General features: G+C 63.5%; 25 protein-coding genes. 18 read left to right on the top strand and 7 right to left on the bottom strand.

Annotated elements, in window-relative coordinates; all coding sequences use genetic code 11:
- Positions 1–259: 259 nt before the first annotated feature.
- From ACFSQR_RS07910 to ACFSQR_RS07890, 5 genes are all read left to right on the top strand, one after another.
- Positions 260–1,429 carry a glycosyltransferase gene (locus ACFSQR_RS07910; RefSeq protein WP_377729147.1) on the top strand — a complete coding sequence of 390 codons (1,170 nt, stop codon included), beginning with the start codon at positions 260–262 and terminating at the stop codon, positions 1,427–1,429.
- 143 nt (positions 1,430–1,572) lie between these two features.
- Positions 1,573–3,777, top strand: coding sequence for a YjbH domain-containing protein (locus tag ACFSQR_RS07905; RefSeq protein WP_377729146.1), 2,205 nt, complete (start codon positions 1,573–1,575; stop codon positions 3,775–3,777).
- Positions 3,778–3,847: 70 nt separating this feature from the next.
- The gene (locus ACFSQR_RS07900; protein ID WP_377729145.1) at positions 3,848–4,072 is read left to right on the top strand and encodes a hypothetical protein; all 225 of its coding nucleotides are present in this window, start codon (positions 3,848–3,850) and stop codon (positions 4,070–4,072) included.
- On the top strand, positions 4,056–4,799 hold the full coding sequence (locus ACFSQR_RS07895) for a hypothetical protein (protein WP_377729144.1): 744 nt from the start codon (positions 4,056–4,058) through the stop codon (positions 4,797–4,799). The genes ACFSQR_RS07900 and ACFSQR_RS07895 overlap by 17 nt, the downstream gene beginning before the upstream one ends.
- A 124-nt stretch (positions 4,800–4,923) precedes the next feature.
- The gene (locus ACFSQR_RS07890) at positions 4,924–5,388 is read left to right on the top strand and encodes a hypothetical protein (protein WP_377729143.1); all 465 of its coding nucleotides are present in this window, start codon (positions 4,924–4,926) and stop codon (positions 5,386–5,388) included.
- 209 nt (positions 5,389–5,597) lie between these two features.
- Here the strand turns inward: ACFSQR_RS07890 and ACFSQR_RS07885 are convergent, their stop codons facing one another.
- Entirely contained in the window at positions 5,598–6,491 is an 894-nt protein-coding gene (locus ACFSQR_RS07885; RefSeq protein ID WP_377729142.1) for a hypothetical protein, read from the bottom strand.
- Positions 6,492–6,884: 393 nt separating this feature from the next.
- Between ACFSQR_RS07885 and flhB the strand changes: the two genes are divergently transcribed.
- From flhB to flhA, 5 genes are all read left to right on the top strand, one after another.
- The gene (gene flhB, locus ACFSQR_RS07880; RefSeq protein ID WP_377729141.1) at positions 6,885–8,042 is read left to right on the top strand and encodes a flagellar biosynthesis protein FlhB; all 1,158 of its coding nucleotides are present in this window, start codon (positions 6,885–6,887) and stop codon (positions 8,040–8,042) included.
- A 165-nt stretch (positions 8,043–8,207) separates the two neighbouring features.
- The gene (locus ACFSQR_RS07875) at positions 8,208–8,846 is read left to right on the top strand and encodes a TetR/AcrR family transcriptional regulator (protein WP_377729140.1); all 639 of its coding nucleotides are present in this window, start codon (positions 8,208–8,210) and stop codon (positions 8,844–8,846) included.
- A gap of 60 nt (positions 8,847–8,906) precedes the next feature.
- Entirely contained in the window at positions 8,907–9,323 is a 417-nt protein-coding gene (locus ACFSQR_RS07870; RefSeq protein WP_377729139.1) for a hypothetical protein, read from the top strand.
- A 98-nt stretch (positions 9,324–9,421) separates the two neighbouring features.
- Positions 9,422–10,093 carry a DUF6946 family protein gene (locus ACFSQR_RS07865; RefSeq protein ID WP_377729138.1) on the top strand — a complete coding sequence of 224 codons (672 nt, stop codon included), beginning with the start codon at positions 9,422–9,424 and terminating at the stop codon, positions 10,091–10,093.
- Positions 10,094–10,330: 237 nt separating this feature from the next.
- Positions 10,331–12,415: a flagellar biosynthesis protein FlhA gene (gene flhA / locus ACFSQR_RS07860; RefSeq protein WP_377729948.1), complete on the top strand. Its 2,085-nt coding sequence runs from the start codon at positions 10,331–10,333 to the stop codon at positions 12,413–12,415.
- Positions 12,416–12,653: 238 nt separating this feature from the next.
- Here the strand turns inward: flhA and ACFSQR_RS07855 are convergent, their stop codons facing one another.
- Positions 12,654–15,572 (bottom strand): EAL domain-containing protein, encoded by a 2,919-nt coding sequence (locus ACFSQR_RS07855; RefSeq protein WP_377729136.1) that lies wholly within the window; start codon positions 15,570–15,572, stop codon positions 12,654–12,656.
- 278 nt (positions 15,573–15,850) lie between these two features.
- On the opposite strand from ACFSQR_RS07855, the gene flhF reads away from it, so the two are divergent.
- The 5 genes from flhF (at position 15,851) to motD (ending at position 20,405) form a co-directional block, all read left to right on the top strand.
- Positions 15,851–17,284, top strand: coding sequence for a flagellar biosynthesis protein FlhF (gene flhF, locus ACFSQR_RS07850; RefSeq protein ID WP_377729134.1), 1,434 nt, complete (start codon positions 15,851–15,853; stop codon positions 17,282–17,284).
- A complete protein-coding gene (locus ACFSQR_RS07845; protein ID WP_377729133.1) occupies positions 17,277–18,071 on the top strand; it encodes a MinD/ParA family protein in 795 nt (264 codons plus the stop codon). Before flhF ends, ACFSQR_RS07845 begins: the two co-directional genes overlap by 8 nt.
- 153 nt (positions 18,072–18,224) lie before the next feature.
- Positions 18,225–18,953 carry an RNA polymerase sigma factor FliA gene (locus tag ACFSQR_RS07840; RefSeq protein ID WP_377729132.1) on the top strand — a complete coding sequence of 243 codons (729 nt, stop codon included), beginning with the start codon at positions 18,225–18,227 and terminating at the stop codon, positions 18,951–18,953.
- Complete coding sequence (locus ACFSQR_RS07835) at positions 18,935–19,681, top strand: flagellar motor protein (protein WP_377729131.1); 747 nt, start codon at positions 18,935–18,937, stop codon at positions 19,679–19,681. The genes ACFSQR_RS07840 and ACFSQR_RS07835 overlap by 19 nt, the downstream gene beginning before the upstream one ends.
- A 7-nt stretch (positions 19,682–19,688) precedes the next feature.
- A complete protein-coding gene (gene motD, locus ACFSQR_RS07830) occupies positions 19,689–20,405 on the top strand; it encodes a flagellar motor protein MotD (RefSeq protein ID WP_377729130.1) in 717 nt (238 codons plus the stop codon).
- A 49-nt stretch (positions 20,406–20,454) separates the two neighbouring features.
- Here the strand turns inward: motD and ACFSQR_RS07825 are convergent, their stop codons facing one another.
- From ACFSQR_RS07825 to flgA, 5 genes are all read right to left on the bottom strand, one after another.
- Complete coding sequence (locus tag ACFSQR_RS07825; protein ID WP_377729128.1) at positions 20,455–21,150, bottom strand: transposase; 696 nt, start codon at positions 21,148–21,150, stop codon at positions 20,455–20,457.
- A 139-nt stretch (positions 21,151–21,289) separates the two neighbouring features.
- Positions 21,290–22,003: a YoaK family protein gene (locus tag ACFSQR_RS07820; RefSeq protein WP_377729127.1), complete on the bottom strand. Its 714-nt coding sequence runs from the start codon at positions 22,001–22,003 to the stop codon at positions 21,290–21,292.
- A gap of 58 nt (positions 22,004–22,061) precedes the next feature.
- A complete protein-coding gene (locus tag ACFSQR_RS07815; protein ID WP_377729126.1) occupies positions 22,062–22,535 on the bottom strand; it encodes a flagella synthesis protein FlgN in 474 nt (157 codons plus the stop codon).
- Positions 22,536–22,541: 6 nt separating this feature from the next.
- The gene (gene flgM, locus ACFSQR_RS07810; protein ID WP_377729125.1) at positions 22,542–22,868 is read right to left on the bottom strand and encodes a flagellar biosynthesis anti-sigma factor FlgM; all 327 of its coding nucleotides are present in this window, start codon (positions 22,866–22,868) and stop codon (positions 22,542–22,544) included.
- Positions 22,869–22,997: 129 nt separating this feature from the next.
- Positions 22,998–23,690, bottom strand: a complete 693-nt coding sequence (gene flgA / locus ACFSQR_RS07805) for a flagellar basal body P-ring formation chaperone FlgA (protein ID WP_377729124.1) — start codon at positions 23,688–23,690, stop codon at positions 22,998–23,000.
- Positions 23,691–23,867: 177 nt separating this feature from the next.
- On the opposite strand from flgA, the gene flgB reads away from it, so the two are divergent.
- From flgB to ACFSQR_RS07790, 3 genes are read left to right on the top strand one after another with little or no spacing between them, the layout of a single operon-like run.
- The gene (gene flgB / locus ACFSQR_RS07800) at positions 23,868–24,290 is read left to right on the top strand and encodes a flagellar basal body rod protein FlgB (RefSeq protein WP_377729123.1); all 423 of its coding nucleotides are present in this window, start codon (positions 23,868–23,870) and stop codon (positions 24,288–24,290) included.
- Complete coding sequence (gene flgC / locus ACFSQR_RS07795) at positions 24,290–24,691, top strand: flagellar basal body rod protein FlgC (protein ID WP_377729122.1); 402 nt, start codon at positions 24,290–24,292, stop codon at positions 24,689–24,691. Before flgB ends, flgC begins: the two co-directional genes overlap by 1 nt.
- 14 nt (positions 24,692–24,705) lie before the next feature.
- Positions 24,706–25,407 (top strand): flagellar hook assembly protein FlgD, encoded by a 702-nt coding sequence (locus ACFSQR_RS07790; protein ID WP_377729121.1) that lies wholly within the window; start codon positions 24,706–24,708, stop codon positions 25,405–25,407.

The following is a 25,407-nucleotide window of genomic DNA, read 5'->3' as shown; positions in this document are numbered from 1 at the left end:
CTGGGAATAGCGTTACAGACGCGAGCTATTTCACACATTGTATCGTTGGATGTTATCTAGCTTTTTGCTAGAGGGCCGAGATGAGAGATGCTGATACTGAAATTGTCACGAAATCTTTCGGAGTTCTTAAAGTGGCGAAGGAATTGTGAAGTCGTTGCGGGCGTCGCGTAATGTTATTTGCTTGTATGACGACGCTTACCTACCATAGTAGGGGTTTGTTTCTGGATGCATTGATGTGTATCTAAGTATGAGGAGTTTTATGGGCGTTTCGGAATTCGTGACAGTTGGCGTGATCGTGGGGTTCGCAGTGTCAATTGTTGTCTCATTAGGCCTCGTGCTCACGACTCGGTGGCATGGTAAATATAGCCTCGACCAGTTGGTTGGAATTCAGAAATTTCATGCGGTACCCACACCCCGAATCGGCGGCCTCGCAATCTTCGCCGGTCTAGTTTGCGCATGCCTAGTCGCCGCTGAAGAACGGCGGGCTATCCTGGCTCCAATTTTAGTGGCGGGCTTGCCAGCATTCTGCTTTGGTGTCGCAGAGGACGTTACGAAGCGCGTCTCGGTGCGAGCTCGTCTTCTGGCGACGATGGCTAGCGGTATCTTTGCATGGTACCTCACGGGAGCCAGTGTCACTAACACGGGTGTGTGGGGAGTCGACTCCGCGCTCGGCATTTTGCCAATATCGGTCATATTCACCGCCTTCGCGGTCAGTGGCGTTGCAAATGCCGTCAACATCATCGACGGTTTCAACGGTCTCGCGAGTGGCTCGGTAATGATCGCCTTGGCTGCGCTTGGGCTCATTGCACTTAACGCAGGCGATACGAATCTGGCGTTGGTTTGCTTTATTGTCTGCGGCGTTACGCTCGGGTTCTTCCTTCTGAACTTCCCTTTTGGGAAGTTGTTCCTCGGGGATGGTGGTGCTTACTTGCTTGGTTTCATCCTTGCATGGCTGGCTGTAATGCTACCCGCGCGTAATCCATCCGTCTCGGCATGGGCGCCGTTCCTGGTTTGCGGGTACCCGGTGTTTGAGACGGTGTTTACCATCATCCGACGCGTATTGGCTAAGGCTGATCCAGGGCAGCCAGATGGCAATCATTTGCACACTCTAATTAAGGTCAAGATTTGTATGCGCATCTTTAGGCGCGTTACGGCCAGCCTTCGTAATGCTTCCGTGTCGCCGTTCTCCTGGGCCGTGGCGGCGGTGCCAGCAGTCCTCGCTGTGCAGTTTTCGACCAACACCGCCGCATTGATGGTTGCGTGCCTGGCCAGCTTTCTGTTCTACGTCGGGATCTACCTCCTGCTTGCGAACATTCCAGCGGTCGAGCATGTTGCTCCGAGCGCGACTGCTCAAGTTGTCGAATTTCAGCCCGGGCAGGTCCTTTCTGTTGTGGCCAACGTGGACGACGACGTCGCGCAGGCGGCATAAGTTCGGTCACCGGCGTGTGTTGAGTTTGTATTAATAGCTGAGGAATTTAATTCTTGGCAAGTTGGATGCCGGGTGCGGATGTGTTAGCTGGTATCATCCGCTCTTGCTGATATTTACCGGCTCTTCAACTGATAGTGGTTTAATTGAAAAAGTCACGTTTCTTCTACTTTGTCGCGCTCGCCTCTCCGTTTCTTCTTTCTGACGCTGCCTTTGCGCAGGAAATAGCGCGCTACTGGTCGACGCCTTCCCTGTCCGTTCCGTCGTTAGCGACGACTGGCCCATCAGGCACGCTGAACCTGCCGAATGGGCGCACTATCGCCGACGGTGTATTAGCGTTCGGCTACAACAATCATCTCGGTGCTGGGTTCACTCGGTTCCGCGGCGCAAAAAACTACCAGTTTGTACTGGGCTTGATGCCGCATCTCGAGATCTCGGCGCGATTGGCTGAGATGCCGCGTCCGAATGGAACGCTTGGAATTCGCGATCTCTCTGCCAACGTCAAGTTCATGCTGCCACGGTTTGTTGCATGGCAGCCGAATATTGCAGTTGGCGTCAATGACCTGAGTGGCGGCGCTTCCTTTTTCAAGTCGAAATATGTTTCAATGAGCGATAGCTATGGTCCCGTGCGCTGGATCATCGGGGCGTCCAGAGGGGAAGACTATCTCGGCAATTACTTTGCCAGTGCAGAGCTGCCTCTCTGGAGGACTGGCGCGTCGGTCATCTTGGAACGTAATGGTTCCGCCAATAACTTGGGGGTGCGGTATGAGAGCCGGACTATTCCGTTCTTGGCCAACTCGAGTATTGTTGCGACCGCGCAGCGCGCGTTCAAAACGAATACTCCCGCGGGCAAACCGTACGATCGTTCGGCGTTTGGCATTAACCTTGTGATTCCGGTCGGTGAGAATGGCCGTATCTGGGATGTGCCTGCGCGTTCCACTGCGCCAGCCGCGGCAGTGGCTGCAGCCTATCCCGCACACCGGGTTGCACAAGTTGCCGCCCCGGCACAGTCGACGCCACCGGCGTCCGCCACGGCGCGTGCCGATAGCAGCGCTACCGCAGCCTTTGCTTCGAACTACGCTACGGCGGCTCCTGCTGTAGCTGCCGCTGATACGCCGCGCATGCTCGCTGGTGACGCCATGGCGCGCATTTGGGAAGAGCTGGTCAATTCCGGTCTCGAACGCGTGCGCGTCGGCAAACGCGGCGCCGAAATGGTGGTCGAGTACGAGAACCACCGTTACAACCAAAATGAAGTCGACGCCGTTGGCATAGCGCTTGGCGCTGGCGTGGCACTTGCGCCTGAAGAGATCCGCTACGTGTCGGTGGTCACCAAGAAGGCCGGCCTGCAACTGTACAAGACCACGGTCGAAAAGACGAGCTACCGCCGCTTCCTTGAAGACGGCCAGTGGCGCGAGGCGCAGTCGGCGCTGTCGTTCCAGTTCCGTCCGGATGGCGGCTGGGGCGTGCAGTGGCTGGATACGGACGAGGGGCCGCGCGGTTACTCGCGCATTCGCGTCGAGCCACGCACGGTTCACTTTGTCGGAACCGAGAAGGGCTTGCTCGACTACAGCCTCGCCGCCAACATCCAGGCTTACGTGCCGGTATGGAAGGGCGCTGAACTATCGACCAGCTACCTGGAGACTGTGCATGAATCGGACGACGTGGCGCACGGCTTCCTCGGCTGGGCGCAGCAGCGCAACGGGTTGCGCACTGCGATCCTCAGCCAGGCTGTCTGGCTGACGGACAATATCGTCAACGTCACCTCCGCCGGCAAGTACCTCTACGATCTCAAGGGCGTACAGAACGAGACTACCTGGTTCGTGCCCGGCACGGATGACCAGGTGCGCGTGCAGTACACCCACTTGCGCGAGGAATTCCGCTACCGCACGGATCACATCGAGACCGGCGCCGTCTCATATATGTGGAACTACGCTCCACTCAACGCCACTGTGGAAGCTGGCTACCAACGCTACCGCGGCGAAGACCAGGGGCCGTTCCTGCAAGTGAGCCGCTGGTTTGGCGATGTGCAGGCGCAGGCCTATGTGAAGAAGAGCGAGATCGAAACACGAGTCGGTTTTGGCCTGGCGATTCCGCTGACCCCGCGCAAGGGCATGAAGCCGGGTTGGACCCACATCGAAGGGTCCGGCAGTTATATGGCGCGGGTGGAAACCAAGCTGGCGAGCAGCGGCGAGTGCAACTGCATCAACATGGGCGTGGTCGAGGAATTCCCGATGGCGTACAGCGCCAGGGCGATGTTCTTCAATCAGGGCCGAATTGGCCGGGAATATATCGTCCGCCAAATGCCGAGAATGCGGAACGCATTCCGTCAATACACCGGTCTGATGAATTAACGAATAATTTAATAATAACCCCGCCATTTGGCTGCAGATCGGATCGGATAACGGGGAATGGTGGATTTGCGTGAGTTTTGGTGTTAGTTATCAACCACTTAGGCATCGTTATCGACTTTTAGGAGTTGTTCTCGGTAAAGCACTGGTATATAGTGTCGGAGCTGAAGAAACTGGCGGGCCACCACGCATTTGTTTGAATACCGGCTCTGCGGCCGGAGTGCAGCGCGCACAAGAAATCACTGCAAAACTAGTAAAAACAACTGAAAAGGACGTATTTGATGAACAAGAGCTTTAAATTTAGCGCAGCCTTCAAACTGGTGCTGATGGCCGGTATGGCTACCACCCTGGCAGCATGCGGCGGCGGCGATGATTCGCCTGCACCAGTCAAACCACCTCCAGTCGTCACCTACGCGATGACCATGACCGGCACCGCTGCAACCGGCGCTGCGATCGATAACGGCAACGTCACCGTGGCCTGCAAGGTCGGTTCCGGTACCGCAACCACCGATTCGAAAGGTTCTTACACGATTAAGGTGCCGGTACCAGGCGAAGGCCCTTGCGTTATCGCGGTCACCAAGGGCAACCTGACCCTGCGTTCGATCGCAGCAGGTGATGGCGCCAAGGCCAACGTGACTCCGCTGTCGGAAATGCTGGTTCAGTACATCGCTGTTTCGTCGGGCGCCGGCGCGACCGCAACGCCAACTCAGCTGGCACAGAGCGCTAACGTCAAGACCATCGTCACCAACCCGACCATGATGTCGGCAACCGTGACTGAAGTGATCAAGGTGGTGCAAACCGCAGCGGGCCCTGGCGTGACCGTGCCGGCGGACTTCCTTACCGGCACGCTGATCCCGAAGGACGCAACCAATCCAGGTAACGCACTGGACCAGGTGCTGGAAATCCTGAAGACGAAGAACGTTGTCACCCCTGGCGGCCAAGTTGCTGCTGAAGTGATCCAGCGTGTTATCGACAACGCTAAAAACAACCCTGTTACCGGTGGCACCGGCGGCAGCGGCGGCTAATCGCTCGCTGGTAGCAGTGCAAAAAAACCGCAGCCGAGGCTGCGGTTTTTTTATCGCCGACGCTGTTGTGACATTGTGCGGAAATTTAGAACGGTTACTATTTTATTCTTGAGTGAGATTTGAAATGTGGAATCCACCAGACGTCTGGATCAGGTTGCGGGCGTTGTCCAATGCGGCTCCGATCGACCAGCAAAAGCAGGCTGCTCTGCAGGCTGCATTCTCTGAATTCCTTCAGATCGGACTGCATGTCCGCCACGGGGAAATGTCGAACTGGTCGCACAGCCTGGGGCAGCCAGATGGGTGGCCGCTGGTGCCGGTGGACGAGACTGCGTTACTGCTGTGGGAGCCGATCGGCGTTGTCATCAGTGAGGCGGCGCTGTGCAGCGCAAGTGAGCAGCAAGCCGGGGAATGGAAACTGCGGATGAATTTCGCCGTGGGCCTTCTGCTGGATGCCGGCTTGTCTGTTGCTGCTATGGCGCCTGGCGCGAATCGCGTCATCGGTTCAATCGCCGAATTCGAGGAGTGGTGCGAATTCGTGAACAATCCAGCTTCGCGGCGGGGTGTACTGGTGTGTGCGCTAAACGCATGAGCTAGCGCCTGATTCTCTTCGCAAGGCAACCTGGGCGGCGCGGATTGGCCCACATTGCTCTCAACGGCTACATCTCAGGCGTCAACGCCGGCAGCCGAAATTAGACCAGCCTGACAATTGGTGGTCATTCTTCAAGCAGCCCAGGCGGAAAGCGCCTTGTTCCAACACGGCGCTGGCGCCGCGAATGCTCTACCTAAGCGTAGGAAGCTTCAGGCAGCCGCAGGGATGTGCATGTCGCTCGTTGGACGGGGCGATCCCGGCAGCGGAGCCAACTGCTCCTGCCTGTTTTTAATCGGCTCGACAACAGCGTCGTCGAGGAACTCCTGCAGCGCCGTCACGTTGAGCGGATTTGGGAACAGCTCACTCAGCAGGTAGCCCCCGCGCACGCGGAACCACACGCGCAGGTCCGTATGCCGCTGGTCGATCTGCCGCAGCGAGATCGTCGCACGCACCGGGAAGTTGCTGAAGTAAAGGCGTGCGATCGGCCGCCCGTCTTCCTCAGTGCGCAGCACCCGCACCCGCGAGGCGAGCAGCAGACCGCCGAAGCGTGGCGCGTCCGGCAGTGCCAGGAAGGCCAGGCGTTCGTCGAGCGCATCGCTCACCTCGGTGAGGGTGCCCTGTATGCGCACCGAATGCTTGCAGTAGCTGCCATCGGCCAGGCTTCTGAAGCTCATTCCACGCTGGCGCGCGCGTTGCAGCCGGACCGCTGCCAAGGCGATCGAGGCAGCAATGGCCAGCTTGATCAGCACGACGCCGCCGCCTGCCAGGTCTCCGTTCGGATCCAGCGCGCCGATGATGTCCGCCGCGGACACGCCCGGTAGAAGCGATGTCGCCAGCAGCCCCATCATTGCCAGCACCAGCAGGAACATGACCCGGATGCCCGCTTGCACGTTCATCTTGACGGCGAAGGCGGCGGCGTCGCCACGGTGCGGACTCTCGCCCCAGGCGGCCCAGATCAGGTAGGTGATTTCAGACAGGATGATCCACGCGCTCAGCGCAGGGGCCGGTGCGCCGTTGGCGACCAGCGTGACCGCGACCGCGGCCAACAGGACAATACCAATAGTAAAGCCGAGACCGTTTGGCCTCTGTGCAGCGTTTTCCATCTGTATCTCCGCATTGCCGCTACAGGCGTGCTGCGCGGCTTAGTTATCGTTATGTGCCTCGCGCGCAGGTGACGGCGGTTGGCAGAACGAGGACTGCATACCAGTTACCGGTTTCCATTGCACAATTGGTGACAGGAGAGTACCGCGAAAATATATTTACTTGCAACGAAGATAAACTTTTTTATAAGGATGTATGCATCTTTACAACGGGTTTTAAATGTTGGGATGAGTGCGTCACAGGTTTGCGGGAATCGGTGAGATTTGCGGGGGGAGAGGAACTGCCGCTGGCAGGGAGAGTCTCACCTGGAGCAGGCGCGGAAAACGGCTGCTGTTTGCGCTATCGCCGTGGGGCAACATCCGGAATAATGCTGGCTGTCACAACAGGAGTGCGGCATGGCAGAAGACAGCGACGCAGAAAAAACAGAACCGGCGTCACCCAAGCGACTGGAGCAAGCGCGTGAAGAAGGCGACGTGCCCCGGTCGCGGGAACTGGCAACCTTTGCAGTATTGATGGTCTCCGGCGTCGGCCTGTGGTTCACGGGCGGCGCGCTGGCGGAAAAACTCAAGTCCACCACGGTCTCGGGCCTGGCGCTCACGCGCGAGCAGATCTACAACCCGGACGTCCTGATCGAGCGCGTCGCCGTCGACGTGGGCTCGGTCCTGCTCGCCTGCCTGCCGCTGGCCGGCATCATCATGCTGGTCGCCCTGGCCTCGCCGCTGCTGATCGGCGGCTGGCTGTTCAGCTCCAAGGCCTTCATGCCCAATTTCGGCAAGCTGAACCCGATCAAGGGCATCGGCAACATGTTTTCCAAGAACGCGCTGGTCGAGCTGCTCAAGGCGATCGCCAAGACGCTCGTCGTGGGCGCCGTCACCTATACCGTCGTGATGAGCCAGAAGGACGCCGTGTTCGGCCTCGCGCTGGAAACGCTCGAGGCGGGCAGCCTGCACATGATCGACATGCTGGCGTGGGGCTTCATCTTCATCGTGGGCGGGCTGGGCTTTATCGCCGCGATCGACGCGCCGTACCAGATGTGGCACTACGCCGACAAGCTGAAGATGACGCGCCAGGAAGTGATCCAGGAATCGAAGGAATCGGACGGCAACCCGCAGATCAAGGGCAAGATCCGCCAGATGCAGCGCGAGATGGCGCAGCGCCGCATGATGGCCGACGTGCCGACGGCCGACGTGGTGGTCACCAACCCGACCCACTTCGCGGTGGCGCTGAAGTACGCGGACGGGCAGAAGGGCGCGCCGCGCGTCGTTGCCAAGGGCACCGACGAAGTGGCGGCCAGGATCCGCGAGATCGCCAAGGAGCACAAGGTCGCGATGCTGGAAGCGCCGCCGCTGGCGCGTGCGCTGCACAAGCACACCGAAATCGGCGACGAGATCCCGGAAGCGCTGTACGCGGCCGTGGCCGAAGTGCTGGCCTACGTCTTCCAGCTGCGCAACTATGCCAAAGCTGGCGGCCACTACCCGGACCGCCCGACCAGGCTGCAGGTCCCGCCCGAGCTCGACCCGCACAACCCCGCCTCCCAAAAACCGCCTCAGTAACCCGAATGGGGAAGAAATGGGGACAGACCCCATTTTCGAAATGGGGTCTGTCCCCATTTCGGACCCCTAGCTGACTCAGCATGGAGGCGTGCGGTTAGAGCCGCTTGCAAGGTGTGAACGTGAATTCACGTTTACATTTTGCGGCAGCTCTATTACACTGGGCGCATGAGCAATCCCACAACACTGGAACCGCGCCAGGAGCGCAGCCGCGCCACCGTCGAACGCCTGCTGAACGCCACTATCGGCATTCTCAACCAGGCGGGGCTGGAAGGCGCGCTGATTCCACGCATCGCCAAGGATGCCGGCATGGCGCCCGCGAATGTCTACCGCCGCTTCGTCGATAAGGAAGCGTTGATCCGGGCTGCGTTCCTCCACGCCCTGTCGCGCAGCAACCAGAACAATGAAGCCTTGCTCGCCCAGCACATCCTCGGCGATCACCTGGCCGACTCCGTCGCCAAGGTCATCGCGCTGATGTTCCAGCAATACCGCAGCCATCCGCTGTTCATGCGTTCGCTTTCGCGCTTCATCGAGACGGACTCGGACCAGGAATTCGTCAGCAAGGCGCGCGCCATACTGGGGCAGAACCTCGACTGCCTGATCCGCATCCTGCTCGCGCACCGGGAGGAGATCCGCCATGCGCAGCCGGAAACGGCGCTGCGCTTCGCCGTGCTCCAGGCCGCCTGTGCCGTCGAGGTGTACGCGCTGGACGACCGATCCATCTGGCACCTGGCGCCAGCATTTTCAGAGGAGGAACTCGCACGAAGCCTGACTGACAGCTTCGTCCTGTATCTCACGCGGCATTAACGCGGCGTATGGCGCCGGCCGCAGTACCCGATCCACACCAGACCTGATAGAAGAAAAAACATGATTGAGAGTTTCCTTGGCGTGTTCGCATTGGCGATCATTGAAATGTGGGCGGCCATCCCACTGGGTTTCCACCTGAAGCTGCATCCTGTCTTGCTGGCGGTTGCGACGATGACGGGCGCGTTCGCTGGCGCCGTCGCGGCGATCTACCTGGGGAACGGGCTTCGCCGCCTGATGTTCTGGCGCTCGAAGGAAAAGACGGAGGAGGGCCGGGTGTCCAAATGGCTTATCGCAAAGGGCCCGTGGGCAATCGGCCTGCTGGGACCTGGGCTGCTGGGGCCGACGATCGCAGCGGGACTCGCTGGAGCGATCGGACTACCGCGGGCGCGATCGCTGGCGCTGCTGGGTGCGGGGATCGTCGTGTGGACCGCAGGGCTGGTGGCGGCTGGCGCCTTCGGAGTGGCGGCGCTCCGCTAGGCGCGGGGGACTGTCCTTGCAAGGGACCCTCCCCAGCTTTTTGCGGGGTGGGCTCAATCTAGCGCCGTCCTCGTCCGTGCCAGGACTATGCTCTGTCCATGAAACGGATTTTCATACCCACGCAAGGTCCCGACGATTGGAAGCGATTCCTGGCAAAGCCTGAGCTCCACTGGAAGCCGGGTTATTCCGCGATGATGGCCGCCGAACGATGGGATTCTCGAGGCGGATTCCACCTGCCGCCCGAGGTCTCGGGCGTGCTCACAGCAAGCGGCGATCCATCGTTGGCGAACCTCGAGCTCTTAGCGGCATTTCCCGAATGGCAAACGAAACTACCCGGCGGTGAGCGTTGCTCGTGTACCGATGTGCTGGCAATTACGCGAAATGCGCTAGGGCTGGTGGTCATCGCAGTCGAGGCGAAGGTCGATGAGCCGTTTGGGCCAACTGTTCGCGAGAAAATGGCCAACGCAACAACAGGCCAGATGGAACGCATCGACTTTCTCGTGTCGCTGCTATTCGGGGGACAGGCCCCGGACCCGGCAGTGCGATATCAGCTCATGCATAGGACTGCGTCGGCAATTCTGACCGCCCGCCAGTTCCACGCCTCCACCGCGATGATGTTGGTCCATTCCTTCAGCGAAGCGTCGCGTTGGCGCGAGGATTTTGAGGCTTTTTGCTCGGCGATTTCTGCCCAAAAGATTTCGGATGACGCATACACAGTGGTGCAATTTGAACGGCCGAGCCTTTTTCTTGCGTGGTGTGCAGGGAAGTGAAGAGCTGTCCCGGGGGAGCGGAAAATGGAACCATTATATTGGTGATATTTTCTGCGACTCGAAAATGGCTCTGTGATACTTAGGGAGTATCGCGCTTTCAAACTCTGCTGATCAGGTCTTCCTTCCCTATAAGAACGGGTTTTCCGCGCTTATTCGCGGTATGGACGTAAGGCAACTTACGGCATCATTGCCAGACCTAATACAAGCGGAGTACCTCACGTGAACAAACCAGCCTGGATGAACGGACTGGCCGGCGCCAACAGCAAGGCGCTTGCCGCGCCGATGATCATCGTCCTCCTGCTCGCGATGATGGTGCTGCCGCTGCCGCCGTTCGTGCTGGACGTGTTCTTCACGTTCAACATCGCGCTGTCCGTGATCGTGCTGCTGACCAGCCTGTACACGGTCAAGCCGCTCGACTTCATGGCCTTCCCGGCCATCCTGCTGGTGTCGACCATGCTGCGCCTGTCGCTGAACGTCGCCTCCACCCGCGTCGTGCTGACCGACGGCCACACCGGCGGCGCCGCGGCCGGCCACGTCATCGAAGCGTTCGGCAACTTCCTGATCGGCGGTAACTACACGGTCGGTATCGTCGTCTTCATCATCCTCACCATCATCAACTTCACCGTCGTCACCAAGGGCGCGGGCCGTATCGCCGAAGTCGGCGCGCGCTTCGCCCTGGACGCGATGCCGGGCAAGCAGATGGCGATCGACGCCGACCTCAACGCCGGCCTGATCCAGGAACAGGAAGCCCGCCGCCGCCGCCAGGAAGTGGCGCAGGAAGCCGAGTTCTACGGCGCCATGGACGGTGCCTCCAAATACGTGCGCGGCGACGCCGTGGCCGGCATCATGGTCACCCTGATCAACGTGATCGGCGGCCTCATCATCGGTGTGGTCCAGCACGACTTGAGCTTTGGCGACGCGGCCAAGGTCTACACGCTGTTGGCGATCGGTGACGGCCTGGTCGCGCAGATCCCGTCCCTGATCATCTCCACCGCAGCCGGTGTGGTCGTCTCGCGCGTTGCCAGCGACCAGGACGTCGGCACCCAGCTGGTCGGCCAGCTGTTCGCCAAGCCGCAGGTGCTGTACATCACCGCCGGCATCATCGCCGGCATGGGCATTATCCCGGGCATGCCGAACCTCGTGTTCCTGCTGCTGGCCGCCACCCTGGCCGGGTCCGCCTACCTCGTCAGCAAGCGCATCAAGCGTGAGGCGGACGCCCCGGCCGAACAGGCCGCCGCAGCGGGGGGTAACGCCTCGTCTGCCACCACCCCGCCGGAACAGGAAGAAGCCACCTGGCAGGACATCATGCCGGTCGACACGCTCGGGCTGGAAGTGGGCTACCGCCTGATCCCGCTTGTGGACACCACCCAGGGCGGCGAACTGCTCAAGCGCATCAAAGGCATCCGCAAGAAATTCGCGCAGGAAGTCGGCTTCCTCGCGCCGCCGGTGCACATCCGCGACAACCTCGAACTCAAGCCGTCCGCCTACCGCATCACGCTCAAGGGTGTGGAAGTGGGCAGCGGCGAAGCCATCAACGGCCAGTTCCTCGCGATCAACCCGGGCATGGCCACCGGCACGCTGCCGGGCGCGCAGACCACCGATCCGGCGTTCGGCCTGCCGGCCACCTGGATCGACGCGTCGCTGAAGGATGAAGCGCAAGCGCTCGGCTACACCGTCGTGGATGCCGGCACCGTCGTCGCCACGCACCTGAACCACCTGATCACCACCCACGCCGGCGAACTGCTTGGCCGCACCGAAGTGCAGGCGCTGCTCGACCACCTGGGCAAGGAAGCGCCGAAGCTGGTCGAAGACCTGGTGCCGAAGGTCATCTCGCTGTCCTCGCTGCAAAAAGTGCTGCAGAACCTGCTGTCCGAGGGCGTGCACATCCGCGACATGCGCACCATCATCGAGACCTTGTCGGAATACGCGCCTGCGGTGCCGGACCCGAACGAACTGACGGCACAGGTGCGCATCGCCCTGGGCCGCGCCATCGTCCAGCAGCTGTTCCCGGGCACCAACGAGCTGTCCGTCATGACCCTCGACAACCGCCTCGAGCGCCTGCTACTGCAAGCGATGACGGGCAACGGCGACGTCGCCGGCATCGAGCCTGGCCTGGCCGACACCATCGCCCAGCAGGCGGGGCAGGCCGCGGCCCAGCAAGAGCAGCTCGGCCTGACGCCGGTGCTGCTGGTGCCTGGCCCCTTGCGCGCCATATTGGCCCGCTTCCTGCGGCGCGGCCTCCCGCAGCTGAAGGTCCTCTCGCACAACGAGATTCCCGAAACGAAGACGATCCGCGTCACCGGCCTCGTCGGCGCCAGCTAACCCGAAATCGGGACACCCAAAAATGGGGACAGACCCCATTTTCCAAAAAAAATGGGGTCTGTCCCCATTTTCGTGAAGGTCCTCTCGCGCACAACGAGATTCCCGAAACGAAGACGATCCGCGTCACCGGGCTCGTCGCGCGCCAGCTAACCGAAATCGGGACACCCGAAAATGGGGACAGACCCCATTTTCCAAAAAAATGGGGTCTGTCCCCATTTTCGGGGTCCCCATTTTTTTGCTAGGAGCAGATTTCTTCGGGGGCGGCGAGGCGCTCGAGGGCGGACGCTTCCATCGGCTTGCCGAACAGGTAGCCCTGGCAGCTTTCGCAGCCTAGTTCGGCCAGGAAGGCGCGCTGGGCTTCGGTTTCGACGCCTTCGGCGATGATGCCCAGCCCCAGCGCCTGGGCCAGCGCGACGATGCTGCGCGCGATGGAGGCGTCGTTGGAGTTGCACAATATGTCGCGCACGAACGAGCGGTCGATCTTGAGCTGGTCCAGCGGCAGCCGCTTGAGGTAGCTGAGCGAGGAATAGCCGGTGCCGAAGTCGTCGAGCGCGAAGCCGACGCCGAATTGCTTCAGCTGCAGCATTTTGCCGATGGTGTCGTCCAGGTCTTCGACCAGCACGCTTTCGGTCAGCTCCAGCTTGAGCCGCGCCGGATCGATGCCGCTCTCGCGCACGATGCTCATCACTTCGCCCACAAAGTCGGGCTGCCGGAACTGCTTGGCGCTGACGTTGACGGCGACCGAGAGGTGCCGCATCGCCTGCCGCTTGTGCCAGTGCGCCAGTTGCGTGCAGGCGCTGCGCAGGGCCCAGCGGCCCAGCGGGATGATCAGCCCGCACGCTTCGGCCACCGGGATGAATTCGGCCGGGCTGACGGCGTGGCCCGCCGCGTTGTTCCAGCGCAGCAAGGCTTCGGCGCCGGTGATCCGGCCTTGCCCGTCCACCTGGGGCTGGTAGTGCAGCGCGAACGTGGAGCGCTCCAGCGCGTCGCGCAGTTCCCCTTCCAGTGCCAGGCGCCAGGTGACGGCCGCTTCCATGTCGGGATGGAAGAACTGCAGGGTATTGCGGCCGTTGCGCTTGGCGCCGTACATGGCCATGTCGCCGCGCTTCATCAGGCTGTCGATGTCGCCATCGTCCGGCGTGGCCAGCGCGGCGCCCACGCTGCAGGTGGCAAAGTGCGGCATGCCGTTGATCAGGAATGGCTCGCGCACGGCGGCGATGATGTTCCAGCCGGTGGCGGCAGCGTGGCTGGCCGCTTCCTGTTCGTCCATGCCCGCGTTCTCGAGGACGACGACGAATTCGTCGCCGCCCAGGCGCGCCACGGTGTCGCCCGGGCGCGTGCAGGCGCTGATGCGCTCGCCGACCTGCTGCAGCAGCCGGTCGCCGTTCTCGTGCCCGCGCAAGTCGTTCAGGTCCTTGAAGTTGTCCAGGTCGAGGATCAGCAGAGCGAGCACCTGGCCGCGGCTGCGGTGCAGCGGCAGGCAATGGCGCAGCCGCTCCAGCAGCCGGCGCCGGTTCGGCAGCCCGGTCAGGGAATCGTAGTAGGCCAGCTTGGCGATTTCGTCCTGGGCCAGGGTCTGCGCGGTGATGTCGCCCTGGGTGCCGACAAAGTGGGTGATGCGCCCGCCCGCGTCGCGCACCGCGGTGACGGTCAGGCGGGCCGGGTAGGCGCGCCCGTTCTTGCGGCGGGTCCAGATTTCACCCTGCCATTTGCCGCCCGCCTCCGCGCTCGCCCACATGGCCGCGCCGGCGTCTTCGCCGTCGCGCTCCAGCGAAAACGCCGGCAGGGGGGCGCCCGCCAGTTCCCCGGCGCCAAAGCCCGTCATCGAGGCATACGCGTCGTTGACCCTGAGCAGGCGGCGGTCCGGGCCGGCCACGAACATGCCCTCGGCGGACTGGAACACGGTGGCCGCGATGCGGTTGGCTTCCTCGGCCGCACGGCGCTCGCTGATATCGGTCGAGATGCCGCACAGGCCATACACGCTGCCATCCTCGCGGCACAGGGGGATTTTCGTGGTCACGAAGGTGAGTGGGCGGCCGTGCGCATCGGGCACGGTCTCCTCGGTGACCAGCCGCTGGCGTTCGGCCATGGTGCGCACGTCGTCGCCCAGGATCTGCGCCGCCACCGGCTCGGAAAACAGGTCGCTGTCCTGGCGCCCGATGATGCCGGCCTCGTCGCGGCCGAGGAAGGTGCGCAGGGATCGGTTGGCATAGGTGTAGCGGTGATGCCGGTCCTTCATGTAGATCAGGCTGTCGACGCTGTCGAGCACCGTGCCGAGCCGGTGTTCGGTTTCCCATAGCGCAACGATCTTGCGCGCGATGCGCAGCCGCAGCGCCACCACCAGCACCACGCTGCCGAGCAGCAGGGCAAGGATCACGCCGCCGGCCCACCACAGCCAGCCCGGCACCTGCGCAATCCGGTCGCGCGTGCGCCAGCGCTCCAGGATCTCGAAGTAGGCCGAGTCGGGATCGCGCTGCCAGTTGGCAAGCGTGAGGTCGAGCGCGCCGAGCAGGTCGCGGTTGCGGCCTTTTCCCACGGCATAGAAGAGGCGGGCCGGCTGGAACATGATCGGCGTCTCGACGACACTGCGCCCGGCGCCGAGATGGCGGCCCACGAAATAGCTGGTGACCACCGCATCGACCTCGCCGCGCTCGGCCATGTCGAAGCCGTCGGCGATCGTTTTGACCGGCACCAGGCGCGCGGGACCGCCGTGGCCGTGCAAATCGGCAAGGAAGCGCTGCTGGATGGAGCCGGCCAGCACCGCCACCCGCTTACCGCCAAGGTCGGCCAGCGAGCTGATCGCCACGCCGGAGCGCCGGTAGACCTGCGACCAGCTGATCAGGGCAGGGACCTCGTGGAAATCGAGCAGGCGGCTACGCTCCTCGGTCCAGGCGACGTCGGGCAGCAGGTCGATGCTGCCTTGTTCGAGCGCCGCCAGGCATTGCGCCCAGTTGCATTCGACAAACTGCAGTGTCCACTGTTCGCCGCGGGCGACCTCGCGCAGCATGTCGACCAGGATGCCGTCCGCCGCGCCGTTTGCATTGATATACACCTTGGGCGCATTGGCATAGATGCCGACCCGCACCAAGCGCGCCGGGGCGGCCTGGGCGAGCGCGCACACCGACAGCAGCGCAAGAAGGAAGATTCGCTGGATCAAGGTTGGCGAGCCTTTCGCGAAATATTGTCCGGCAAGCGGACGGTGGCGGAAGTGCTGCTGCGAAGCAGCCACTTGCCACCTTGTACCAGTTGCAGCGAAAACCTGCAACCGATCGTCTGTAAAAGCGCACGCCTGGCGGTACCAGCGCGTTGGGAAAGCGCCAGATTTACCCTCCTTTTCCACGGATGGTTTCCGATAGGCATCGTCAATAATGGTTCCTGTGAGATAGGCCAGTTGCGCGGTGGCGCGCAGCAGCCCAAGAGCATCGGAGCCGGAACATGAACGTCAAAAAATTTACAGCGCCAACTGCACGAGAAGCGCTGCGCAAAGTCCGCGAGGCCCTCGGCCCGGACGCCGTCATCCTGTCCAACCGCCCGGTCGATGGCGTGGTCGAGATCCTGGCGCTGGCCAGCGACGACGTCGCCTCGATCGCCTCGCCCGCACCGAACACCGAAATGGCGCAGCCGCGCCCGAGCCTGGACATGAGCCCCGAGCCGGCGCCGCGCCCGGCAATGGCGGCCCGCCCGGAAATGGGGCCGGAAATGGGGACGGAAATGGGGACGGAAATGGGGACAGACCCCATTTTCTCGAAAATGGGGTCTGTCCCCATTTCCGGGCGTACCGCCATTTCCGGGCGCGTGCCCGTTTCTGCGCCTGCCGACACGTTCCGCGCCGCCGATATGCAGGCCGAGATGGCGAAGATGATGAAGGCCGCGATCGCACAGGCCAAGGAATCCGCCAACACCGAAATCAGCGGCATGATGCAGGAACTGCGCGCCATGCGCGGCATGATGGAGTCGCAGCTGGCCGAAATCGCCTGGGGCTCGACCCAGCAGCGCGAGCCGCAGAAGGCCGCCGTGCTGCGCGAGATGCTGTCGGCCGGCTTCTCCGCCAGCCTGGCGCGCTACCTGGTCGAGAAGCTCCCGGCCGGCAAGGACGCCGCCGCCAGCCTCGCGTGGATCAAGACGGTCCTGTCGCGCAACCTGCAAACCATCGCCAACGAGGACGCGATCCTCGACAACGGCGGCGTGTTCGCGCTGGTCGGACCGACCGGCGTGGGCAAGACCACCAGCACCGCCAAGCTGGCCGCGCGCGTCGTGATGCGCCACGGCCCCGAGAAGCTGGCGCTGATCACCACCGACGCCTACCGTATCGGCGCGCACGAGCAGCTGCGCATCTACGGCAAGATCCTCGGCGTGATGGTCCACTCGGTCAAGGACGAAGCGGACCTGCGCATCGCGCTGAAGGAACTGCGCAACAAGCACACGGTGCTGATCGACACGGTGGGCGTCTCGCAGCGCGACCAGATGGTGACCGAGCAGGTGGCAATGCTGTCCGATACCGGCGCCGACGTGAAGCGCCTGCTGTGCCTCAACGCCACCTCCACCACCGAGACCCTGTCCGAAGTGGTGCGCGCGTACCAGGGCAGCGGCCTGGCCGGCGTGATCATGACCAAGCTGGATGAAGCCGCGTCGATCGGCAACGTGCTGGACGTCGTGATCCGCCACAAGCTGAACATGTTCTACATGTCCACCGGCCAGCGCGTGCCGGAAGACCTGCACGTGGCCGACCGCGAGTTCCTGATCGAGCGCGCCTTCAAGCGCGTGCGCGACACCGCCACCGACTACCAGGACGACGAGCTGCCGCTGCTGATGGCGCAGGCCGGCACCGCCGCCACCGACCGCACGCTGCGCGAGGTGCAGCTTGGCTAACTTCGACTTCGACCAGGCCGAAGGCCTGCGCCGGATGCTGGCCGGCCCCAAGCCGCGCATCGTCACCTTCCTGTGCGCCACGCCCGAAGACGACAAGGGCGCCATGCTGGTCAACCTGGCCGCATCGCTGTCCCAGGCCGGCAACGACGTGCTCGTGGTGGACGCCTGCCAGCGCGACTACGGCATCGCCAGCCGCCTCGGCGTCGACCGCAATCCCACGCTGGCCAACGTCGCGCGCCAGGAGTGCGGCCTGAACCAGGTGATCCGCAGCGTCCCGCAGGGCTTTTCCGTCGCGCGCCTGTCGCGCCGCGGCGAGTGGCCCACGCTGGCCGAATCGCGCCGCCTCGCCAACACCTTCGAGGTGCTGGTCAAGCAGACCGACATCGTCATGGTGGACGGCGAACTGGCCGAAGGCGAAGCCTTCCCGGTGCGCGCGATGGAGTCGTCCGAGATCGTGATCCAGGTCGGCACCAGCGCCGAATCGATCAAGGCAGGCTACGCGCTGATCAAGCGCCTGGCCCTGCATCTCGGCCGCCGGCCATTCGGCCTGCTGGTCACCGGCGCCTCCGAGGCTGCGGCCAAGGTGGTTTACGATAATATGGCATCGGCGGCAAGCAAATACCTCGCCGTGCAGCTGACGTCGATGGGCTCCGTGCCGGCCGACGAATACCTGCACCGCGCAGCGAGCCTCGGGCGCGCGGTGGTGGATGCGTTCCCGCTGGCCGGTGCATCGGTCGCGTTCCGCCGCCTGGCTGGCCGCTTCTCTTCATCCGGCGCCGTGCGCTAACGCTCGCGCGGCATCCTCGCGGACGCGGGGATCCATGCCGGGGCGGGCGAAGAAAACCGGAACGAGAAGAGGCAGCGCAGCTACAATCGTACTGCGATGCGCAGTATGGGCTCCCGCCTGCGCGGGAGCGACGACGAATAATAAAAGAGATACATGTACACGGCCAAAGGGAAAGCGAACAAGGACGACCTGCTGATGGAGCACATGCCGCTGGTGAAGCGGCTGGCCCATCACATGAAAGCCAAGCTCCCGCCGAGCGTGGAAGTGGACGACCTGGTCCAGGCCGGGATGATCGGCCTGCTCGATGCGATCACCCGCTATGAAGAGACGCACGGCGCCCAGTTCGAGACCTACGCCGTGCTGCGCATCCGCGGCGCGATGCTCGACGAGCTGCGCAACAGCGACTGGCTGCCGCGCTCCATGCGCCAGAACATGCGCAAGATCGAAACCGCGATGACGGCGCTGCAGCAGAAGCTCGGCCACCCGCCCACCGAATCGGAAGTCGCGAAAGCGCTCAAGATGTCGCTCGCCGACTACCAGGAGATGCTGTCCGACGGCGGCGGCCACCAGCTCGTGTACTACGAGGACTTCCACGACGACGACGGCAACGACAGCTTCCTCGACCGCTACGCCGTGGACGACGCCGACCCGCTCAGCGCCCTGATGGAAGGCGACTTCCGCCAGGCCGTGATTGACGCCATCGACCGGCTGCCGGAACGCGAAAAGATCCTCATGAGCCTCTACTACGAGGAAGAGATGAACCTCAAGGAAATCGGCGCCGTGATGGGCGTCTCCGAATCGCGCGTGTCGCAGCTGCACACGCAAGCGGTGACGCGCCTGCGCGCCACCCTCAGGGAGAAGGCGTGGACTGGGCCAGCCTGACAGGGATACTTCTTGCACTGGCCGGCGTGCTGCTCGGCCACGGCCTCGAAGGCGGCAAGCTCGCATCGCTGGTGCAGCCTGCCGCCTTTGCCATCGTCGTCGTCGGCACCTTCGGCGCCGTCCTGCTGCAGAACGACGCCGCCACCTTCCGCCGCGGCCTGCGCATGCTGCGCTGGGTGTTCCTGCCGCCCGTCTCGCGCCGCCAGCGCCTCGCCCAGGACATCCAGAACTGGAGCGCCTACGCGCGCCGCGACGGCATGCTCTCGCTGGAACAGTTCATGGAAGCGCACGACGACCGCATCATCAAGAAGGGCCTGCGCATGGTGATCGACGGCGTCGCGCCCGACCGCGTGCGCAACATCCTCGAGACCGAAGTCTCCGCCTATGAATTCGCGCAGCGGCAGGGCGCCCGCATCTGGGACTCGGCCGCCGGCTACGCGCCCACCATCGGCATCCTCGGCGCCGTGCTCGGCCTGATCAACGTGATGGAAAACCTGGCCGAGCCATCGCGCCTGGGCGCCGGCATCGCGGTCGCATTCGTCTCCACCATCTACGGCGTCGGCCTGGCCAACCTGTTCTTCCATCCCGTCGGCGCCAAGCTCAAGGCCATCATCGCCGAACGCGTGACGCAGTACGACATCCTCACCGACGTGTTCCACGACTTCGCCAGCGGCGACTACAGCCGCGTCGTCGACGAGCGCGTGCAAAGCCTGCTGTCGCGGGCGTGACACCGCCATGGCGCGCAAACCCTTCCAGGAAGAGCCCGAACAGACCGAGCGCTGGCTGATCTCGTACGCCGACTTCATCACGCTGCTGTTCGCGTTCTTCGTCGTCATGTATGCCATCTCCTCGGTCAACGAGGGCAAGTACCGCGTCTTCTCCGACTCGCTCGGCAGCGCGTTCGGCGGCAGCGGCACGCAGACGACGGCGGGCGAGCCGCAAGTCATCCAGCTCCCCAACATCATCCAGCGCAAGCGCGCCGAGGCAGCGCGGCGCGAGCGCGAGCGCCTGGCGCGCATCTCCGCCGACCTCGCCAGCGCGCTCGGCCCGCTGGTCAAGGCCGGCAAAGTGCGCATCACGCAGACCGCGCAGGGCATCCTGGTGGACATCGACACCAGCGTCCTGTTCGAAGAGGGCGACGCCGCCTTGCAGCTGGAAGCGCTCGACCCCTTGCGCCAGGTCGCCGCCGTGCTCCGGAGCGACAAGCACGCCATCCAGGTGGAAGGCCACACCGACACCACGCCGATCGCCACCCCGCGCTTTGCCAGCAACTGGGAGCTGTCGGCGGTGCGCGCCGGCAGCGTCGTGCGCCTGCTGGCCGACGCCGGCATCGCCCCTGCGCGCCTGACCGTGCTCGGCTACGGCGACACCCGCCCGGTCGCCTCCAACGCCACGCCGACGGGCCGGGCCCGCAACCGCCGCGTCGCCATCACCATCCTCGCCGCCCCCTAAAATGGGGACAGACCCCATTTTCGAAATGGGGACAGACCCCATTTTTCAGTCAACTCTGGACTGTTTTCCTGGGCCTGCCCGGCCGATGTGATCGCAATTTTCGGCCGGTACGCTGCTGAATCTGCTCGATGAAGGCGGTCGAGCCCAGCGCACCGTTGCTGCGAGCGGCATCCCGGATGTGTTGGAGTGCGTGTTCGCCAATCTCGGTGCTGAACAGGGCGCGATATCTCGCACGGCGGGCTTCATCACTTTCGCCGAGGCCGAGATAGATGGCATGCGGGACGAGCAGCGGATCCGGTTCGCCATTTCCGTTGCTGCGATAGCTCGACCATTTGTAATCCGCAGGGCTGGTAACGATACCCGCGCGGACAGGGTTGAGCTCGATGTAGCGTTGGCAGACGAGAAAATAGTTCTCCGTTTGCACAAGCGAGGAGCGGAACCTTCCTTCCCAAAGACTGCCAGTCCGCTGATGCTTCAGGTTGAAATATTGGGTGTATTCCTGAAGCACGGATTTCATCAGTGTCCCAATGGCCCTTGCGTCAGGCGGCGTCAGCAGCATGTGAATGTGATTTGTCATCAAGACATATGCATGGATCGTGCATCCTGTCTCGCCGGCCTGCTCCTGGATGCTGCGAAGCAGGCGACGGCAATCCGCAGCGCCCCGAAAACACTGCTGCCGGTTGTTGCCTCGCTGGATGACATGCATCGGCAGGCCGGGGACCACGATACGCGCAGTTCGCGCCATGATTTGAACTCCTTGATGTGGAGTTCGAACTTAGCAAAACCGCGCGATTCAGCGATGGGCTATCGCAAATTCCCGGCAGGAGACCGTTGAAAAATGGGGTCTGTCCCCATTTCGAAAATGGGGTCTGTCCCCATTTTGGTTAGCGGCTGCGCAGGTCGTCGAGGGCGGGGACGATCGCCAGGCCCACCAGTAGCAGCGCAAGCGGCACCGTGGACAGGTAGCCGAGGTGGTGGAAGCCGAGCGCGCCGGCGACGCCGCCGGCAAAGAAGCCGCCGGCCAGCAGTACCAGCACGCCCAGCCGCCGGTTCGCGCCCAGGTCGCGCCAGTACATCATCCGCCCCAATTCGATGCCAATGTCGGTCATCAGCCCGGTCACGTGGGTGGTGCGGATCTCGGCGCGCGACAACTTGGTGATGACCGCGTTCTGCAGCCCCATCATGAAGCACAGCAGCATCACCGTCAGCGGCACGAAGAACGCTTCCACGCTGGCCAGCCGCGCGCCCAGCACGCCGAATGCCAGCAGCAGGACCGCTTCAAACAGCAGGGGCAGCGCAAACTGGCTGCGCATCCGGCGCCGCCGCGCAAAGTTGACCATCATGGCCGAACACGCCGCCCCAGCGACAAAGGAGAGCAGGGCGCCCGCGCCGCCCAGCACCAGTCCGGTCGCGCCGACGGCTGCATGTTCGGCCATCATCGAGACGATGCCGGTCATGTGCGAGGTGAATTGGCCGACCGCGAGGAAGCCGCCGGCGTTGGCCGCGCCCGCGACGAATGCGAGCGCGACTCCGAGATGCAGGTTGGCGCGCGCGCTGCGCTGCGTGGCGGTCAGCGCGCGGACATAATTCAGCGGCATGGGCCGCGATGCGAGGTGAGGTTCAGGGGACGGTCCCCCGTGGGGACGGTCCCGGCCATCAGCCGACGACGAAGCGGCGCGAAGGACCGCCAGCCTGGGTCTGGCCCGACGGGCCGTACACGCCGGCGTCGGCGCCGGCCGCAGGCTGGCGCATGGCGTTGAGGAGGGTCTGGTTGTTGGCGAGGTGGCGCGCGATCAGCATGCCGTTCACGCGGTTCAGCTCCTTGGCTTCGCGCGTGATGTCGAGCAGCGATTGCCACAGCGCGGTCGCTTCGGCATCGCCCGCGGCTTCGAGCCACGCATCCATCGAGGAATCGCTGGCCGCGAAGCCGGCGTCGGCCTGCGCCTGCTGGCGCTGGGCGGAGGCGGCCGCCATGCGGGTCACCAGCGCGGTCTTGGCGGGAGTGGCTTGTTCGAGCGCCTCGGTATTCGCGTTCACCAGGTACTGCTGTTCCTGCTTGAGCAGGTCCAGCAGTTCGGTCATCGTGTCAAATTCGGTGCGGAGTACGTTTTTCGGGCTCGGGGTTGCCATGTAGGTTTATCGCTTACGGGAATGCAGCAGGTCTCGCACGGTCTCGAGCAAGCCATCCGCCACTTTTTCTGTGTTGACCTGGTACTGGCCGTCCGCGATCGCAAGCTTGATGCGCTCCACCTTTTTGGTGTCGAACACCGCGTTGCTGCCGCCGACGGCACTGGCCAGGGCCTGTCCCTGGGCCGACAGGCGGACGCTGTCCGACGATGCCTGCGTGCTTTGCGCAGTGGCGGTCGTCCTGGCAGCATCGGCCTTGTTATCGGTCCTGGTGCCCTGGGCCGGCGTATTGGTTACCGCGGGCCCCTGGTTCTTGAGTGTGTCGTTGATTTTCACAGCATCGTCCTTGTGTGGACGGAGAAACCTTCTCCGGGATATGCGTACTCTAACGGCGCGGATTCCGCAAACTTTAGCGCATATCGGATTTTTTTGCTCCGTCCCCTTCCGGCGTTACCCACTGGAAAATTAAAGTGCAACCTCGACAAGGCCGCCCGCCCGGGCAACCCCGCTGATGATTGCGCCGTTCGGCGTGCGCACCTGCACCACCTGGCCTTCGCCGGCGGTGCCGAGCGCGCGCGCTTCCGCCGACACGCGGAATCCTTGTCCTGCCGTGACCACCTGCACCGTCTGGCCCTGCTGGACCACCGGCCGGGCTTTCAGGTTGTCGAGCCGCAGCGGCGCGCCGGCCGGCAGCGACACGGTCGGCATCTTGCCGACCACTTGCGCCATGTCGGTCGCAACGCCGTTCGGCAGCGCGGCGATGTCGCCTTGCAGCGTGACCAGCTGGGCCGCCTCGACCGGCTGGCCCTGCGCCAGCGGCACGCTCGATGCGATGTAGCCGGACACCACGCTCACCTGCGCCTGCAGGTAGACAGTCCACGCCGGCGCCGTGCATTTGACGCCGACCGTGGTCTTGCCCCAGGCACGCGCGCCGGGCGCCTGGAAGGCTTGCGGGGCAGGGCAGGCGGCCAGCGCCAGGCGCGGGTCGACGGCGCCGACGGTAACTGTCACCTTGCCGGGCAGTCCGGCGGACTGCTGTTGCAGGTACTGCTCGGCGGCGGCCCTGAGCGCGGCCGCGTCCTGGCGGGCCGGGGCCTGCGCCAGCGCGAGCAGCGGGACCAGCAGCAGGAGGGTGGAGACGATCTTGGTGAGTTTCATGGTTTGCCAGTGCAGCAGGCGGGGATTGTCCCCTCAGAGGTAGCCATTCTGACGGCGCGGCCTCGCGCGTGAAGCCGCGAAAAGCCCCGTTTTGCATGTGCTTATCCTTCGATTGACTTGCGCACAGGGTCCGTAATATCGAACCTGTCATCACCAGAAAACCCTCAAGGGGGCGATATGATCGGAAAACTCGACGACTACCTGCGCTTCAATCAACTGGCACTGGACCTGCGGGCCCAGCGCCAGCAGCTGCTCGCGTCGAACATCGCGAACGCCGACACGCCGCACTACAAGGCGCGCGACATCGATTTCAACAGCGCCCTGCAAGGCGCACTGGCGCGCACCACCCCGCCGGCAGGCGTCATGGCCGGGACGGATCCGGCCCATATCAACAATGCACTGGCCAGCCAGGACATGCTCCCCAACGGCACCCCGGTGCTGTACCGCCAGCCGGTGCAGGGCGCCGTGGACGGCAATACCGTGGACATGGACGTCGAGCGCAACCAGTTCGCCGACAATGCGATCCGCTATGAAGCCGGCATCACCATGATCAACAGTCAAATCAAAGGCCTGCTCGCCGCAATCCAGGGAGGTAGCTGATGTCGCTCTTTAATATCCTCAACGTGTCCGGTTCGGCGATGAGCGCGCAGGCGCAGCGCCTGAACACGGTCGCCTCCAACCTGGCCAACGCCGACAGCGCGACCAGCGCCACCGGCGAAGCCTACCGCGCCAAGCAGGTGCTGTTCGAAGCCGTGCCGACCGCGAACGGCGGCACCGCGGTCAAGGTCGCGAAGGTGATCGAGGACCCGTCCCCGCTCAAGCAGGTGTACGACCCCAAGCACCCGATGGCCGACGACAAGGGCTATGTGGCGATGCCGAACGTGAACATGGTCGATGAAATGGTCAACATGCTGTCGGCCTCGCGCTCGTACCAGACCAACGTGGAAACCACCAACGCGGCCAAGCAGCTGCTGATGAAAACGCTCCAGATCGGCGCATAACAAGGACAACACAGATGGCCATTACCGCAACCACCGGCCCGTCGAGCGACCTGCTCGCCGCCGTCAACGCGAAACCGAAGGGCTCCGCCGACGCGGTCCAGGACGCGACCGACAAGTTCATGACCCTGCTGGTCACGCAGCTGAAGAACCAGGACCCGCTCAACCCGCTCGATAACGCGCAGATCACCAGCCAGCTGGCGCAGCTGTCCACCGTCACCGGCGTGAACAAGTTGAACGACACGCTGGAGTCGCTGAAGGACAGCTACCGCTCGTCCGAGGCGCTGGCCGCCACCAACCTGATTGGCCGCGGCGTGCTGGTGGACGGTTCCGGCCTGAAGGTGGTCGAAGGGCAGGGCGTCATGGGCGTGGAGCTGGCGACGCCGGCCGACAACGTCAAGGTCGTCATCACCGACGCGGCAGGCAAGGAAATCCACACCATCGACCTGGGCGCGCAGCAGCCGGGCATCATCCCGCTGGGCTGGGACGGCATCACGGCCGACGCCAAGCTCGATGCGGACGGCAAGCCGATCCCGGTGGCCGACGGCAGCTACCGCTTCCGCGTGGTCGCCACCCGCGGCGGCCAGGAGCTTACCGATGCCAACCCGCTGCAATTCGACAGCGTGGTCAGCGTCACCACCAATTCCAAGGACGGCGTCAAGCTGAACCTCCCTGCCAAGGGAATGGTCACGATGGCCGACGTCAAGCAGGTTCTGTAA

This window comes from Pseudoduganella sp. GCM10020061 (assembly GCF_042683405.1).
Classification (GTDB): Bacteria; Pseudomonadota; Gammaproteobacteria; order Burkholderiales; family Burkholderiaceae_D; genus Telluria.
The sequence above is the reverse complement of the archived record's forward strand: the minus strand, read 5'-3'. Positions and strand labels throughout refer to the sequence as shown.